This is a genomic window from Methylobacterium brachiatum, from assembly GCF_900113845.1.
Lineage (GTDB): Bacteria > Pseudomonadota > Alphaproteobacteria > Rhizobiales > Beijerinckiaceae > Methylobacterium > Methylobacterium brachiatum.
Genome location: NZ_FOQW01000033.1, coordinates 1 through 14,175, shown reverse-complemented (window position 1 = coordinate 14,175; position 14,175 = coordinate 1). Strand labels below are relative to the sequence as shown.

The 14,175-nt window shown below is 67.0% G+C and carries 21 protein-coding genes; 6 read left to right on the top strand and 15 right to left on the bottom strand.

From position 1 onward, the window contains the following. Positions 1 to 31 precede the first annotated feature (31 nt). From secY to rplN, 11 genes are all read right to left on the bottom strand, one after another. Positions 32 to 1,378, bottom strand: a complete 1,347-nt coding sequence (gene secY / locus BMZ47_RS26850) for a preprotein translocase subunit SecY (RefSeq protein ID WP_007557594.1) — start codon at positions 1,376 to 1,378, stop codon at positions 32 to 34. 154 nt (positions 1,379 to 1,532) lie between these two features. After that, positions 1,533 to 2,039 carry a 50S ribosomal protein L15 gene (gene rplO, locus BMZ47_RS26845; protein ID WP_007557593.1) on the bottom strand — a complete coding sequence of 169 codons (507 nt, stop codon included), beginning with the start codon at positions 2,037 to 2,039 and terminating at the stop codon, positions 1,533 to 1,535. 10 nt (positions 2,040 to 2,049) lie between these two features. Next, positions 2,050 to 2,241 carry a 50S ribosomal protein L30 gene (gene rpmD / locus BMZ47_RS26840; RefSeq protein WP_007557591.1) on the bottom strand — a complete coding sequence of 64 codons (192 nt, stop codon included), beginning with the start codon at positions 2,239 to 2,241 and terminating at the stop codon, positions 2,050 to 2,052. A gap of 12 nt (positions 2,242 to 2,253) precedes the next feature. Beyond that, positions 2,254 to 2,841 carry a 30S ribosomal protein S5 gene (gene rpsE / locus BMZ47_RS26835; RefSeq protein ID WP_007557588.1) on the bottom strand — a complete coding sequence of 196 codons (588 nt, stop codon included), beginning with the start codon at positions 2,839 to 2,841 and terminating at the stop codon, positions 2,254 to 2,256. A gap of 112 nt (positions 2,842 to 2,953) precedes the next feature. Next, on the bottom strand, positions 2,954 to 3,316 hold the full coding sequence (rplR, locus tag BMZ47_RS26830; RefSeq protein WP_007557587.1) for a 50S ribosomal protein L18: 363 nt from the start codon (positions 3,314 to 3,316) through the stop codon (positions 2,954 to 2,956). Positions 3,317 to 3,326: 10 nt separating this feature from the next. Continuing rightward, the gene (gene rplF / locus BMZ47_RS26825; RefSeq protein WP_007557586.1) at positions 3,327 to 3,860 is read right to left on the bottom strand and encodes a 50S ribosomal protein L6; all 534 of its coding nucleotides are present in this window, start codon (positions 3,858 to 3,860) and stop codon (positions 3,327 to 3,329) included. A 22-nt stretch (positions 3,861 to 3,882) separates the two neighbouring features. Beyond that, positions 3,883 to 4,278, bottom strand: a complete 396-nt coding sequence (rpsH, locus tag BMZ47_RS26820) for a 30S ribosomal protein S8 (protein ID WP_007557585.1) — start codon at positions 4,276 to 4,278, stop codon at positions 3,883 to 3,885. A gap of 10 nt (positions 4,279 to 4,288) precedes the next feature. Further along, positions 4,289 to 4,594 (bottom strand): 30S ribosomal protein S14, encoded by a 306-nt coding sequence (gene rpsN / locus BMZ47_RS26815; RefSeq protein WP_007557584.1) that lies wholly within the window; start codon positions 4,592 to 4,594, stop codon positions 4,289 to 4,291. Positions 4,595 to 4,634: 40 nt separating this feature from the next. Further along, positions 4,635 to 5,201: a 50S ribosomal protein L5 gene (gene rplE / locus BMZ47_RS26810; RefSeq protein WP_007557583.1), complete on the bottom strand. Its 567-nt coding sequence runs from the start codon at positions 5,199 to 5,201 to the stop codon at positions 4,635 to 4,637. Next, positions 5,194 to 5,508: a 50S ribosomal protein L24 gene (gene rplX, locus BMZ47_RS26805; protein ID WP_007557581.1), complete on the bottom strand. Its 315-nt coding sequence runs from the start codon at positions 5,506 to 5,508 to the stop codon at positions 5,194 to 5,196. Before rplX ends, rplE begins: the two co-directional genes overlap by 8 nt. Further along, positions 5,508 to 5,876, bottom strand: coding sequence for a 50S ribosomal protein L14 (rplN, locus tag BMZ47_RS26800; RefSeq protein ID WP_007557579.1), 369 nt, complete (start codon positions 5,874 to 5,876; stop codon positions 5,508 to 5,510). The genes rplX and rplN overlap by 1 nt, the downstream gene beginning before the upstream one ends. A 160-nt stretch (positions 5,877 to 6,036) precedes the next feature. Between rplN and BMZ47_RS28315 the strand changes: the two genes are divergently transcribed. Then, positions 6,037 to 6,303, top strand: coding sequence for a hypothetical protein (locus BMZ47_RS28315; protein WP_139221080.1), 267 nt, complete (start codon positions 6,037 to 6,039; stop codon positions 6,301 to 6,303). A 20-nt stretch (positions 6,304 to 6,323) separates the two neighbouring features. Here BMZ47_RS28315 and BMZ47_RS26795 read toward each other — a convergent pair whose 3' ends face one another. The 4 genes from BMZ47_RS26795 to BMZ47_RS26780 all read right to left on the bottom strand — a co-directional run bounded on the left by BMZ47_RS26795 (position 6,324) and on the right by BMZ47_RS26780 (position 9,150). Then, positions 6,324 to 6,701: a hypothetical protein gene (locus BMZ47_RS26795; RefSeq protein WP_007557577.1), complete on the bottom strand. Its 378-nt coding sequence runs from the start codon at positions 6,699 to 6,701 to the stop codon at positions 6,324 to 6,326. A gap of 211 nt (positions 6,702 to 6,912) precedes the next feature. Then, a complete protein-coding gene (locus BMZ47_RS26790) occupies positions 6,913 to 7,608 on the bottom strand; it encodes an amino acid ABC transporter permease (RefSeq protein ID WP_091865351.1) in 696 nt (231 codons plus the stop codon). Beyond that, complete coding sequence (locus BMZ47_RS26785; RefSeq protein ID WP_091865349.1) at positions 7,605 to 8,339, bottom strand: amino acid ABC transporter permease; 735 nt, start codon at positions 8,337 to 8,339, stop codon at positions 7,605 to 7,607. The genes BMZ47_RS26790 and BMZ47_RS26785 overlap by 4 nt, the downstream gene beginning before the upstream one ends. Before the next feature lie 7 nt (positions 8,340 to 8,346). Continuing rightward, positions 8,347 to 9,150, bottom strand: a complete 804-nt coding sequence (locus tag BMZ47_RS26780; protein WP_091865347.1) for an ABC transporter substrate-binding protein — start codon at positions 9,148 to 9,150, stop codon at positions 8,347 to 8,349. A 787-nt stretch (positions 9,151 to 9,937) separates the two neighbouring features. Here BMZ47_RS26780 and BMZ47_RS26775 point away from each other — a divergent pair. The 5 genes from BMZ47_RS26775 to BMZ47_RS28310 all read left to right on the top strand — a co-directional run. Continuing rightward, on the top strand, positions 9,938 to 10,582 hold the full coding sequence (locus BMZ47_RS26775; protein WP_091865345.1) for a DUF805 domain-containing protein: 645 nt from the start codon (positions 9,938 to 9,940) through the stop codon (positions 10,580 to 10,582). Positions 10,583 to 10,940: 358 nt separating this feature from the next. Next, complete coding sequence (gene rpsL / locus BMZ47_RS26770) at positions 10,941 to 11,312, top strand: 30S ribosomal protein S12 (protein ID WP_007557568.1); 372 nt, start codon at positions 10,941 to 10,943, stop codon at positions 11,310 to 11,312. A 133-nt stretch (positions 11,313 to 11,445) separates the two neighbouring features. Then, complete coding sequence (gene rpsG, locus BMZ47_RS26765) at positions 11,446 to 11,916, top strand: 30S ribosomal protein S7 (protein ID WP_007557567.1); 471 nt, start codon at positions 11,446 to 11,448, stop codon at positions 11,914 to 11,916. Positions 11,917 to 11,946: 30 nt separating this feature from the next. Further along, positions 11,947 to 14,022, top strand: a complete 2,076-nt coding sequence (gene fusA, locus BMZ47_RS26760; RefSeq protein WP_091865343.1) for an elongation factor G — start codon at positions 11,947 to 11,949, stop codon at positions 14,020 to 14,022. Positions 14,023 to 14,080: 58 nt separating this feature from the next. Further along, positions 14,081 to 14,175: GTP-binding protein (locus BMZ47_RS28310; protein ID WP_133250949.1), on the top strand; the 95-nt coding region annotated here is incomplete at its 3' end.

Below are 14,175 nucleotides of genomic sequence, written 5' to 3'. Positions count from 1 at the left end.
TCGGTGGCTTCGTCCCGCTTCTGTAGCAGGGTCAGCGGCGGCGTTGCGTGGTCGAGGCGCCACGCAGCTTGGCCTTCTTCACGAGGCCCTCGTATTGATGCGCCATCAGGTGCCCGTGGATCTGGGCCACCGTGTCCATGGTCACCGAGACCACGATCAGCAGCGAGGTGCCGCCGAAGCCCAGGCTCGCCGAGGCGTAGGAGGACAGGATCTCCGGGCACAGGCAGACCAGCGTCAGGTACAGGGCGCCGATCACCGTGATGCGGGTCAGCACCTTGTCGATGAAGGCCGCGGTGCGCTCGCCCGGACGGATGCCCGGGATGAAGCCGCCATGCTTCTTCAGATTGTCCGCCGTCTCCTGCGGGTTGAACACCACGGCGGTGTAGAAGAACGTGAAGAAGATGATCAGAGCCGCGTAGAGCGCCATGAACAGCGGCGTTCCGTGGCCCAGATAGGCGGTGACGGTACCGAGCCAGCCGGTGCTGCCGCCATTGGCCGAGAAGCTCGCCGCGGTGGCCGGCAGGAGCAGCAGCGACGAGGCGAAGATCGGCGGGATGACGCCCGAGGTGTTGAGCTTCAGCGGCAGGAACGAGGTCTGGCCCTCGTACATCCGGTTGCCGACCTGGCGCTTCGGGTAGTTGATCAGGAGGCGACGCTGGGCGCGCTCCATGAACACGATGAAGTAGACCAGCACCACGGCCGCCACGGCGACGCCCAGGATGATCACCGGCGAAAGCGCGCCGGTGCGGCCGAGCTCCAGCGCGCCCGCAATCGCCACCGGCAGGTGGGCGACGATGCCCGCGAAGATGATCAGCGACGAGCCGTTGCCGATGCCGCGCGAGGTGATCTGCTCGCCGACCCACATCAGGAACAGGGTGCCGCCGGTCAGCGTGATGACCGTCGAGGCCAGGAAGAACGGGCCGGGATCGATCGCGGCCGAGGAGCTCTGCAGCCCGATCGCGATGCCCCAGGACTGCACCAGCGCCAGCACCACCGTGAGGTAGCGGGTGTACTGGTTGATGACCTTGCGCCCGGACTCGCCCTCCTTCTTCAGCGCCTCCAGGCTCGGGATCACCGAGGTGAGCAGCTGAACGATGATCGAGGCCGAGATGTACGGCATGATGTTGAGGGCGAAGATCGCCATGCGCTCGACGGCACCGCCGGAGAACATGTTGAACAGCCCGAGCACGCCGCCGGCCTGCTGCTGGAAGTTGCGGGCGAACTGCTCCGGATCGATGCCGGGGATCGGGATGTAGGTGCCCAGCCGAAACACCACGAGGGCGCCCAGGGTGAACCAGATGCGCTTCTTCAGCTCATCGGCCTTGGCGATCGCCCCGAAGTTGAGGTTGGCGGCAAGCTGCTCGGCTGCTGAGGCCATAAGCGTCGCGTCCTGGGAGTGTCGCCGGGCCAAGCATGCCCGGATGAAATGAAAACGGCGGCCCGCGTGGTCGCAGGGCCGCCGCTCGGAGGATCGGCTTAAAGGGTCCGCGGGGACCGTGCAACGGGTCCCCGCGTCGCTCCTAGACCGGCCGTCAGGCCGTGGCCTCGGCGGTGGCACCGCCGCGGTGGGACACGCCCGTCGCGAACGCGACCGTGACCGAACCGCCGGCCTTCTCGACCGCCTCGATGGCGGACTTGGAGGCGCGGGTGACCTCGAAGCTGAGCTTCGCGGTCAGCTCGCCGACGCCGAGCAGCTTCACGCCGTCGCGGGGACGGGCGATGATGCCGGCCGCGACGAGGCTCTCGATCGTCACGGTCGCGGCCTTGTCGAGCTTGCCGGCGTCCACCGCCTCCTGGATCCGGCCGAGATTCACCTCGTTCAGGTCCTGGGCGTAGAGGTTGTTGAAGCCGCGCTTCGGCAGGCGACGATGCAGCGGCATCTGACCGCCCTCGAAGCCCTTGATGGACACGCCGGTCCGGGCCTTCTGACCCTTCACGCCGCGGCCGGCAGTCTTGCCCTTGCCGGAGCCGATGCCCCGACCGACACGCATCCGATTCTTGGTTGCGCCGGGATTGTCGCTGATCTCGTTGAGCTTCATCGGAACCTCCTCACGCCACGTCGCCGTGGACGCGCACGAGGTGCGCAACCTTGCGGATCATGCCGCGCACGGAGGGGGTATCCTCCAGCTCGGACACGCGGTGGAGCTTGTTGAGCTTGAGGCCGATCAGCGTCTGGCGCTGGCTGGCCTCCTGGCGGATCGGCGAGCCGATCTGTTCGATACGGACGGTCTTCTGTGCCATCGGACCCTCCCCTTACGCGACCGCAGCTTCGGACTGGTCGGCCGGATCGGCGTCGCGGCGACGGGCCTGGAGGCTCGACACCTTGATGCCGCGGCGGGCCGCCACGGAGCGCGGGCTGTCCTCGTTCTTGAGCGCCTCGAAGGTGGCGCGCACGAGATTGTAGGGGTTCGAGGAGCCGAGCGACTTGGCGACGACGTCCTGCATGCCGAGGGTCTCGAACACGGCGCGCATCGGGCCGCCGGCGATGATGCCGGTACCCTGCGGAGCCGCGCGGAGGATCACCTTGCCGGCGCCGTGACGACCGTTGACGTCATGGTGGAGGGTCCGGCCCTCACGCAGCGACACCCGGATCAGGCCGCGCTTGGCCGCCTCGGTCGCCTTGCGGATCGCCTCAGGCACCTCACGGGCCTTGCCGTGGCCGAAGCCGACGCGGCCCTTCTGGTCGCCGACGACGACGAGGGCCGCGAAGCCGAAGCGACGGCCGCCCTTCACCACCTTGGCGACGCGGTTGATGTGGACGAGCTTGTCCACGAATTCGCTGTCGCGCTCCTCGCGCTCATCGCGGCGGCCGCGGCCCCCGCCTTCCCGTTCACGTGCCATGTTGTCAAACCTATCTCACTAGCGCGGATCGGACGATCCGCTCGCTCGATTCCCCTCGCCGGAGACGGGAGGGGATGGCCGCGCGGGTCTTACGCCGCGCGGAGGGAGTTCCTCAGAACTCCAGGCCGCCCTCGCGGGCAGCTTCGGCCACGGCCTTGACCCGGCCGTGATAGATGTAGCCGGAGCGGTCGAAGATCACCTTCGTGACGCCCGCGGCCTTGGCGCGCTCGGCGACGAGCTTGCCGACCGCGGTGGCGGCGGCAACGTCGGCGCCGGTCTTGAGATCACCCTTGAGCGCCTTGTCGATCGACGAGGCGGCGGCCAGCGTCTTGCCGGCGACGTCGTCGATGACCTGCACGTAGATCTGCTTCGACGAGCGGAACACCGAGAGCCGCGGACGGCCGTTGGCGGCCGCCCGCAGCGCGCGACGGACGCGCGCCTTGCGGCGATCGAGGGCTTCGAGCTTGCGAGACATGATGCCCTCCTTACTTCTTCTTGCCTTCCTTGCGGAAGATGAACTCGCCCGCGTACTTCACGCCCTTGCCCTTGTAGGGCTCGGGTCCGCGGTATTCGCGGATCTCGGCGGCGACCTGACCGACCTGCTGGCGGTTGATCCCGGAGATCGTGATCTCGGTGGGCTTCGGGGTAACGATCGTGATCCCGGCGGGGATCGCGTATTCGATGTCGTGGCTGTAGCCGAGCGACAGCTTGAGGGCCTTGCCGGCCATCGCCGCACGATAGCCGACGCCCGTGATCTCGAGCTTCTTCTCGAAGCCCTTCGACACGCCCTCGGCGATGTTGGCGATCTGAGCCCGCGACGTGCCCCAGAGGGAGCGCGCGGGCTTGGACTGGTTGATCGGCTGGACCTCGATGGCGCCGTCCTTCATCGCCACGCTGACCAGCGCGGGAACGTCGAACTGCAGCTCGCCCTTCGAGCCCTTCATCTTCACCGTCTGGCCGGTGACGGTGGCGGTGACGCCGGCCGGCACGGGAACGGGCTTCTTGCCTACGCGAGACATGGGATAACCTCCTCCGTCCCGATCAGAATACGGTGCAGAGCACTTCACCGCCGACGTTGCGCTCGCGCGCCTCGTGATCGGCCATGACGCCCTGCGGGGTGGAGACGATGGTGACGCCGAGGCCGTCGGCCACGTGCGGCAGATCGCCGACGGACGAGTAGACCCGACGGCCGGGCTTCGACACGCGCTTGATCTCGCGGATCACCGGGCGACCGTCGTAGTACTTGAGCTCGATGGCGAACTCGGTGCGGCCGTTGCCCAGGTCGGTCGCCGCGTAATCGCGGATGTAGCCCTCGGACTTCAGCACGTTCAGGACGTTGGCGCGCAGGCGCGAGCCGGGCGTCTGAACGACGTTGCGACGGCGCAGCTGGCCGTTGCGGATGCGGGTGAGCATGTCGCCCACGGGATCGTTGACCATGGGGACCTCCTTACCAGCTCGACTTGACCAGGCCGGGGATCAGGCCCCGGTTGCCAAGCTCCCGCAGCGCGATGCGCGAGATGCCCATCTTGCGGTAGAACGCGCGCGGGCGGCCGGTCATGCCGCAACGGTTGCGGATGCGGGTGGCCGACGAGTTGCGCGGCAGTTCCGCGAGCTTGAGGCGCGCCTCGAAGCGCTCCTCCATCTCGAGGGCGTCGTTGTTGGCGATCTCGAGGAGCGCCTTCCGCTTGGCCGCGAAACGCTTCACCAGCGTCTTGCGGGCCTCATTCTTCTCAACTGAGCTTTTCTTCGACATGTGGTCTATCTCCGGTGTCCGCGTATGAGGCGCGAGGGCCTCACTGCCGGAACGGGAACTGGAAGGCGGCGAGCAGAGCCTTGGCCTCGGCATCGGTCTTGGCGCTGGTCGCCACGACGATGTCCATGCCCCACATCTGCTCGGCCTTGTCGTAGGAGATCTCCGGGAACACGAGGTGCTCCTTGAGACCCAGCGCGTAGTTGCCCCGCCCGTCGAACGAGCGCGGGTTCAGGCCGCGGAAATCGCGGACGCGCGGCAGCGCGATCGTGATCAGGCGATCCATGAACTCGTACATGCGCTGCTTGCGCAGGGTCACCTTGCAGCCGATCGGCATGCCCTCGCGGACCTTGAAGGTCGCGATGGCCTTGCGGGCCCGGGTGATCACCGGCTTCTGACCGGCGATGAGCGCGAGGTCGCCGGCCGCCACGGTCGCCTTCTTGGAGTCCGCGGTGGACTCGCCGACGCCCATGTTGATGACGATCTTCTCGATCTGCGGGACCTGCATCGGGTTCTTGTACCCGAATTCCTCGATCAGCTTCTGGCGCACCACCTCGTCGTAGTGCTTGCGCAGGCGCGGGGTGTAGGCGTTCTTGTCGGCCTCAGCCATCGATCTGATCCCCCGTGCTCTTGGCGAATCGGACCTTGCGCCCGTCTTCGAGGATGCGGAAACCCACGCGGGTCGGCTTGCCGTTGGCGTCGGCGACCGCGATGTTCGAGAGTTGGATGGCGGCCTCCTTGGAGATGATCCCGCCTTCCTGGTTCTGCGTCTGCTTCTGGTGCTTCTTGACCAGATTGATGCCGCGCACGAAAGCCCGGCCTTCCTTCGGCAGAACCTGAATGACCTCGCCCGAGCGACCCGAGTCGCGGCCGGTGAGTACGACGACCTTGTCGCCCTTCTTGATCTTGGCGGCCATTACAGCACCTCCGGCGCCAGAGAGATGATCTTCATGTGGTTGCGCGCGCGCAGCTCGCGCGGCACCGGCCCGAAGATGCGGGTGCCGATCGGCTCTTTCTGATTGTTGATCAGGACCGCAGCGTTCTTGTCGAAGCGGATCACCGACCCGTCGACGCGCTTCACGGCCTTGGCCGTGCGAACGACGACCGCCTTCATGACGTCGCCCTTCTTGACGCGACCGCGCGGGATCGCCTCCTTGACCGACACGACGATGACATCGCCAACGCCGGCATACTTGCGCTTCGACCCGCCGAGAACCTTGATGCACATCACACGGCGTGCACCAGAGTTGTCGGCGACGTCCAGATTCGTCTGCATCTGGATCACGTGCGTGACTCCTTGTTTCAGGCGGGTTTCCGCACGCGGGCGGTATTGCCCGGCGGACGACGCCTGATGGGGATCTGATGTCCCCGGCTCATGGTATAGACCGCGCTTGCGGCGTCAGAGACGCCGGCGCGGTCACCGCGTTCACAGGGTGCGAGCACCCATGGAAAATGTCGCGAAGGCCGGGCGGATACTACGGGTGGGCCGCGATGGCAAGCCGATCGCGGCAAAATCGCCGGGCCGGCCGAGCGTTGCCGGGGCGATTCGGGCGCGGGCGCCGCGTCCCGTTCGGGCGCTGCCGGTCAACGGCTTAGCGCCGGGCGCCGGGCGAGTCGATGGCTCGGGCCATCATCCATTCCTCGGCGGCCGCGCGATCATCCGGCAGCGGGACAACGGCGATAGCCGCCGCGCAAGCGCGCGCGGCGGGTGAGTCGGATGGGACCGGGCGACTCAGAACGGCTGGCCGGCCGATTCGAACAGGAAATCGTCGAGGCTCGGGATCGTCACCGCGCCGCCGAAGGCCGGCTTCGACAGGCGCCAGGGGCGCTCGGACCGGGCGCGAATCGCCTCGGAGGGGCGCAGACGCCGCATCCCGCCATCCTCGGTGACCTCCTCGATCGTCAGGAAGCCGTAGACCTGCAGGCGCGAGGCGGTGAGCTTGATCTCGCGATCCTCGGCGGCGACGATCATGCTGCCGGTGGCGTAGACCGCATCCATCAGCGCGCGCTGCTCGCTGCGACGGCGGTTGCGCGCATCCCGCTCGCCTGCCGCGGAGGCGGGGGCGATCCGCCGGAAGGGGACGACGTTGCTGACCGCGACGCAACCCATACGCAACATCCTCGATACGCACTGAGGCAGCCCGCGGGCCGCCCGACGACCGGGACATTTCGACGGTTCGTTTTAATCTTCCGTAGACCGTGATGCCGGGCCCCTGCCCCGATCCGGCACGCTGTGGGCTCGGCACGTCCTCGGATCCGGTCGCGCTGCGCCCGCGGCGGCGCATCCGAATCGCGCGGAGACGAGGAGGTGAGGTTCGCTGTCAGGCCCTGCCCGCGCGCGGTCGGCGACGCCGCCTCGCCAGCAGCGCGGCGAGCCGGTCGACCAGCAGGCAGAGGCATCCGTAGACGGCGCCGACAAACAGGAAAATCTCGGCGGGGTAGACCATGGCCCGGTTGTTCACCTGCGTCGCCACGAAGGAGAGTTCGGGCACGCCGACCACGTAGGCGAGCGCGGTATCCTTGATCAGCGCGGTCCACTGATTGACGAAGGACGGTGCCATGGCCGGCAGCGCCCGGGGCAGGATGAGGTACCGCAGGACCTGCCACCGGCCGAAACCCAGCGCCAGCCCGGCCTCCCACTGGCCGAGCCCGATGCTCTCGATTCCCGCCGCCACCGCGTAGGACAGGTAGGCGCCGCCCACGAGCGACAGGGCGGTGACCACGGTCCCGGTCTCCGGGATCGACACGCCGAACAGGATCGGCAGCAGGAAGTAGCTCCAGAAGATCAGCATCACGATCGGGACGGCGCGGAACAGCCCGAGCCCCAGTGTCAGCGCCCGCCGCGTCCGGCCGCGGCTCATCGCCAGGGCGATCCCGAGGACGAACCCCAGCGTGGCCGAGGCGAGGCCCGATTCGGCGGAGAGAATCAGGGTCAGCATCAGGCCGCCCACCGGGCCGTCCGGCCAGGCGCCGGCCAGCAGGTAGCCGAGATTGTCGGTGATGACGGCGCGATTCACCGGCGGGCGGTTCCCGCCGGGTCGCGGCGCGCGACGGCATGGCCGGCCGCCTCGACCGCCGCCACGGCCCCGACATAGAGGAGCGTCGCGATGCCGAAGGCCTGGAAGGCCAGGAAGGTCTCGGTCTCCACCTCCCGCGCGGCGTAGGACAGCTCGGCCAGCCCGATGGTCATGGTCAGCGACGTGTTCTTGATCGTGTTGAGGTACTGGCCGACCACCGGCAGCCAGGCGATGCGCAGGGCCTGCGGCAGGGCGATGTGGCGAAAGACCTGGAGATCGGTCAGGCCGAGGGCCAAGCCGGCCTCCCGCTGGGCGGGCCGGACGCCGTTGAGGCCGGCGCGGCATTCCTCGGCGATGTAGGCGGCGGCGTAGAGCGTCAGCCCGAGGAACCCCGCCAGGGTCTCGTAGGCGGGCCATGTCAGGGCGGCCGGCCCCAGGGGCAGGCTGTGCGGGCTGTTCAGCCAGGCGGTGAGCCAGGCCGGCATCAGCGCGGCCGCGCCGAAGTACCAGAAGAACAGCTGCACCAGGAGCGGCGTGTTCCGGACGAGGCCCACGAAACCCGCAATCCCCGCCCCCGCGAGCCGGCCCCCCGTCTCGCGCAGGCAGCAGAGGGCGAGGCCGAACCCGGTCCCGGCGACGCAGACCGCCGCCGACAGGGCCAGGGTGACCCCGAAACCCTGCAGCAGCCAGATCAGGTAGCGCGGCGCCAGGAGATCGCCGAAGAGGCTCACCGGACGGCTAGCTGTGGTCGCCGATCCGGAACAGGCGCGGCAGCGGCTGGGTCGTGTTCGGGCCGAACCAGCGATCATAGATCGCCGCCGCCTTGCCGCTGGCCTCCAACTCCCGGAGGGTCTCGTTTACGACATCGCGGAGACGGGTCTCACCCTTCGGGAGGCCGGCGCCGATATAGTCGTTCGAGATCGAGAAGGCCGGAACCTCGTAAGTCTCCTTATCCGGGACCTTGGCCAGCAGGCCGACGAGCTTGGGCCCGTCCTGCGTGATCGCCTGGACGTTGCCGTTGCGCAGGGCCGCGAAGGCGAAGGGCGTGTCGTCGAAGGCCACCACGGTCGCCTTCGGGAAGTCGCGGCGCAGGACGATCTCGTTGGTGGTGCCCTTGTCGGCGCCGATGCGCAGGCCGTTCAGCTGCTCGGCCGCGGTGAGCGTGCCCTTCTTGGCCAGGAATTGCTGGCCGGAGGCGAAATACGGGATGCTGAAATCGAGCTGCTTGGCCCGCTCCTCCGTGATGGTGAAGTTCGCCAGCACCAGATCGACCTTGCCGGAGGTCAGCAGCGGAATGCGGTTGGCCGGGTTGGTCGGCCGCAGATCCAGCTTCACGCCGATCCTGTCGGCGATCGCCTGTGCGTAATCGACATCGAGCCCGGCCAGCTGCTTGGTGTTCGGATCGACGAAGCCGAAGGGCGGGTTGCTGTCGAAGGTGGCGACGCGCAGCACGCCGGCCTTCTTGATGTCGTCGAGGCGGTCGGCCTGCGCGGCACCGACCGAGAGGAGTGTTGCAAGGGCAAAGGTGAGCAAGCGGCGCATGGATGTCTCCGGGTGAAGGGAATTTTGGGCCCGCTAGGGCCGAATCGGGCGTGTTCAGGATCTGGCGGGCGCGTGGCGAGGCCGGTGGCCCCCGCCGGAGCCGAGCGATTCGCGCCCGGGACACGGCGCGCCGGTGCGCCCCGTTCCCGCCGGCTTTTCGCGTGGGGCTATGGCGGTGCCGGATCGCCGCGCGCGCGTCTCATCGGGGCGGCCGGCATCCCGATCGCCGCCCGATCATCCGCCGGGCGGACCGACGCAGGCAGGACATCGAACGAAGAACGGATCGGTGCGGGTCATGATCGGAAGCAGTTGCGCCGTCGAGATGCGGTGCGCCGATGAAGATCCGCCGGACGAACCTGAAAATCAACGGCCGATCATTCTCTTGATTCTGTCGTTTGGAGGATGAAAGCGCAGGAACGGCCCGAACGACGCGATGAAACTTTTCCAGTGATCCGATGAGGTCTTGAGGCCCTTCGCGCTTCTGTTCCGTGATGCAGTCGAGCCCGCAATTGCGCGACCGCCGCGGCGAAGGCGAGGTCTTCCGTCGCGTACCGAGGGCCGGATCACGGGTGCAGATCTTGGTTCGCCCTGCGAAGATTGTTAATTCTTAAATTATCCGCTGCCCGGAACGGATCATCAGGTTGAACATCTCAAATCGTACCGATCGGGATCTGCGCGCACTCGCCAATAGTCCACCTGTCTTAGGTGACCGCCAATCTTCCCCCGGGACATCTTTCGGGTTCCTGCGTCCCGATCGCACCGGGCGCGCGAATGGGAGAGATGGTGAATGCGCGGAAAGGTTTTGGCGGCGCCCGGGGCGAGCGCGCCGGGCGTGATCGCGGGAGACGACGGACAGCGCTATCGCTTCGCCGCCCCGGACCTGGGGGGATCCGCGATACGCGTCGGGCAGGCGGTCGATTTCGTGGCGGAACAGGGAGACGCGCGCCAGGTCTACGTCGTCCCGGGCGCCGAGCCGATTCTCGCTCCCTCCGTCGCGCAGCTGTTGAGCGAGCGGGATTGGCTCGCCTTCTATTTCAGCCCGGAGGGGCGGATCGGGCGGCGCGACTACTGGCTGTTCGGCTTCCTCGTGCTCCTGTTCGTCAATCTGTTCTTGAGCATCCTTCCGCTCATCAACATGATCGGGCCCGTGGTCATCCTGTGGTGCAGCCTCGCTCTGGCGATCAAGCGCTGCCACGACGTGAACCGGTCCGGGTGGTGGAACCTCATATTCCTGGCGCCGCTGCCGATCGCGCTGATCGGGATGGTTGCGGGAATGACGTCCGGCGGGACCGCGACGGGGATCACGTTGCTCATCGCCTGTGCCCTCGTCGAATTCGCGCTCTGGATCTGGTTCGTCGTCGCCGTGCTCGCCCGCCCGGGCGATGCCGGCCCGAATCGATTCGGGCCGCCGCCAGTCACCGAGACGACCTGACCGAATTGCGCTAAGCTTCGCCGCAGGCTGCAAGATATCAGGCGCGCCAATCGCAAGAATATCGCGCCGGACGCATTGACCTGCGCGTTAACCGCGGCTAGAAGCGCGCCACTTCGGACGGCCATTGGCTGCCGACGGCCCTTGGGTATGACCCCGGGCGCCGCCATCGCCCCGAGCGATCCGAAGGCTCAAATCGCCTGACGCTCTAAGTCAGATCCGTAGGTACGAGCGCGTTCGTTTCGGACGTGCTCCTCTGCCCACACCGCGCCGAGGGTCTGTGACAGGACCTCCGGCGCATATTCGTTTTGCGGACTGCTCTGCGCAGTCCGGCCAAGGTGACCGAGGAAGAGGGCACAGGATGCCGACGATCAACCAGCTGATCGCCCAGCCGCGGAAGATCCAGCGGAGCCGCAACAAGGTTCCGGCGCTTGACGCTTGCCCGCAGAAGCGCGGCGTCTGCACCCGGGTCTACACGACGACCCCGAAGAAGCCGAACTCGGCCCTTCGTAAGGTCGCCAAGGTCCGTTTGACCAACGGCTTCGAGGTGATCGGCTACATCCCGGGCGAGGGTCACAACCTTCAGGAGCACTCGGTCGTCATGATCCGCGGCGGCCGCGTGAAGGATCTTCCGGGTGTGCGCTACCACATCCTGCGCGGCGTGCTCGACACGCAGGGCGTGAAGAACCGGAAGCAGCGCCGGTCCAAGTACGGCGCCAAGCGTCCGAAGTAAGATCGCCGGCCGGACTTTATCCGGTCGCGCAACGGCCTTTCCACGGCCTCGTAAGGATGTCGCCGGCTTCATCAAAAGAGCCAAGGCGGCCTGCGCGAGGTGCTTAAAAACTACTCGTTTGAGAGTTTAAGAGATGTCCCGTCGCCACTCTGCCGAGAAGCGTGAGATCATCCCGGACCCGAAGTACGGGGACGTGGTGCTGACGAAGTTCATGAATTCGATCATGTACGAGGGCAAGAAGTCGACCGCCGAGCGGATCGTCTACGGCGCCTTCGACATCGTCGAGAACCGCGCCCGCGCCAACCCGATCGAGGTGTTCCGCGCCGCGCTCGACAACGTCGCCCCGATGATCGAAGTGCGCTCCCGGCGCGTCGGCGGTGCGACCTACCAGGTCCCCGTCGAGGTCCGGACCGAGCGCCGCCAGGCCCTCGCCATCCGCTGGCTGATCCAGGCCGCCCGGTCGCGCAACGACCGCACCATGATCGAGCGTCTCTCCGCCGAGCTGCTCGACGCCGCCAACAACCGCGGCAACGCCGTCAAGAAGCGGGAAGATACGCACCGGATGGCTGAAGCCAACCGCGCCTTCTCGCACTACCGCTGGTAAGCGGTTCCGCCGTCTCTCAGGAGCAATCCGATGCCCCGCACGCACGCGATCGAGGACTACCGCAACTTCGGCATCATGGCCCACATTGATGCCGGGAAGACCACGACGACGGAGCGGATCCTCTACTACACCGGAAAGTCGCACAAGATCGGCGAAGTCCATGACGGCGCCGCCACCATGGACTGGATGGAGCAGGAGCAGGAGCGCGGCATCACGATCACGTCCGCCGCGACGACGTGCTTCTGGCGCGAGAAGCGCCTGAACATCATCGACACCCCCGGCCACGTCGACTTCACCATCGAGGTCGAGCGCTCGCTGCGCGTGCTCGACGGCGCCGTGTGCGTGCTTGACGGCAACCAGGGCGTCGAGCCCCAGACCGAGACCGTCTGGCGCCAGGCCGACAAGTACGACGTCCCGCGCGTCGTGTTCGTCAACAAGATGGACAAGATCGGCGCAGACTTCTTCAAGTGCGTCGCCGACATCATCGACCGCGTCGCCGGCAAGCCCGTCTGCCTGCAGCTGCCGATCGGTGCCGAGTCCAGCTTCAAGGGCGTCATCGACCTCATCAAGATGAAGGCGATCGTCTGGTCCGGTGAGACCCTGGGCGCCGACTTCTCCGAGGTCGAGATCCCCGAGGAGCTCAAGGCCCAGGCCGTCGAGTATCGCGCCAAGCTGGTCGAGGCCTGCGTCGAGCTCGATGACGAGGCCATGATGGCCTATCTCGACGGCACCGAGCCGGACGCCGCCACGATGCACAAGCTCGTGCGTCGGGCCGTGCAGCAGCGCGCCTTCCATCCGGTGCTCTGCGGCTCGGCCTTCAAGAACAAGGGCGTGCAGCCCCTGCTCGACGCGGTGGTGGATTACCTCCCCTCCCCGGCCGATCGCGGCGACGTGGAAGGCATCGACTTCAAGACCGAGGAGCCGGTCGTCCGTCATCCGACGGATACCGATCCCTTCTCCATGCTCGCCTTCAAGATCATGGACGATCCCCACGTCGGCACGATCACCTTCTGCCGCGTGTACTCGGGCAAGATCGAGTCGGGCGCCAACGTCATCAACTCGACGCGCGACAAGAAGGAGCGCGTCGGCCGCATGCTCCTGATGCACGCCAACAACCGTGAGGACGTCAAGGAAGCCTTCGCGGGCGACATCGTCGCCCTCGCCGGCCTCAAGGACACCCGCACCGGCGACACCCTGTGCGACCCGAACAAGGCCGTGATCCTGGAGCGCATGGAGTTCCCGGAGCCGGTGATCGAGATCGCCGTCGAGCCGAAGTCGAAGGCCGATCAGGAGAAGCTCGGCATCGCTCTGGCGAAGCTGGCCGCCGAGGATCCGTCCTTCCGGGTCTCCACGGACCAGGAATCCGGCCAGACCATCCTGAAGGGGATGGGCGAGCTGCACCTGGACATCAAGGTCGACATCCTGCGCCGCACCTACAAGGTCGACGCGAATATCGGCCAGCCGCAGGTGGCCTACCGCGAGAAGCTGACCCGTCGTCAGGAGATCGACTACACCCACAAGAAGCAGACCGGTGGTACCGGCCAGTTCGCGCGGGTGAAGTTCGTGGTCGAGCCGAACGAGCCGGGCGCAGGCTTCTCGTTCGAGTCGAAGATCGTCGGCGGCGCGGTGCCGAAGGAGTACATCCCGGGCGTCGAGAAGGGCCTCAACTCGGTCCTCGGCGCCGGCGTGCTCGCGGGCTTCCCGGTGGTCGACATCAAGGTCGAGCTCATCGACGGCGCCTACCACGACGTCGACTCGTCGGCGCTGGCCTTCGAGATCGCGTCCCGCGCCGCTCTGCGCGAGGCGCTCCAGAAGGGCGGCTCTGTCCTGCTCGAGCCGGTGATGAAGGTCGAGGTCGTCTCGCCGGAAGAGTATACCGGCTCGGTCATCGGCGACCTGAACTCCCGCCGCGGCCAGATCCAGGGCCAGGACATGCGCGGCAACGCCAACGTCATCAACGCGATGGTGCCGCTGGCGAACATGTTCGGCTACGTGAACAACCTGCGCTCCATGTCGCAGGGCCGGGCGAACTTCACCATGCAGTTCGACCACTACGAAGAGGTGCCGCGCGGCGAGGCCGACAAGGTCATCGCCAAGTACGCCTAAGGCTCCGGCCTGAGGCACCCCTTCTTCCGCAACGCGATTTCGAATTTAGGAGGCTCTGATGGGCAAGGAAAAGTTCTCCCGCACCAAGCCGCACTGCAACATTGGCACGATCGGTCACGTCGACCACGGCAAGACGTCGTTGACGGCGGCGAT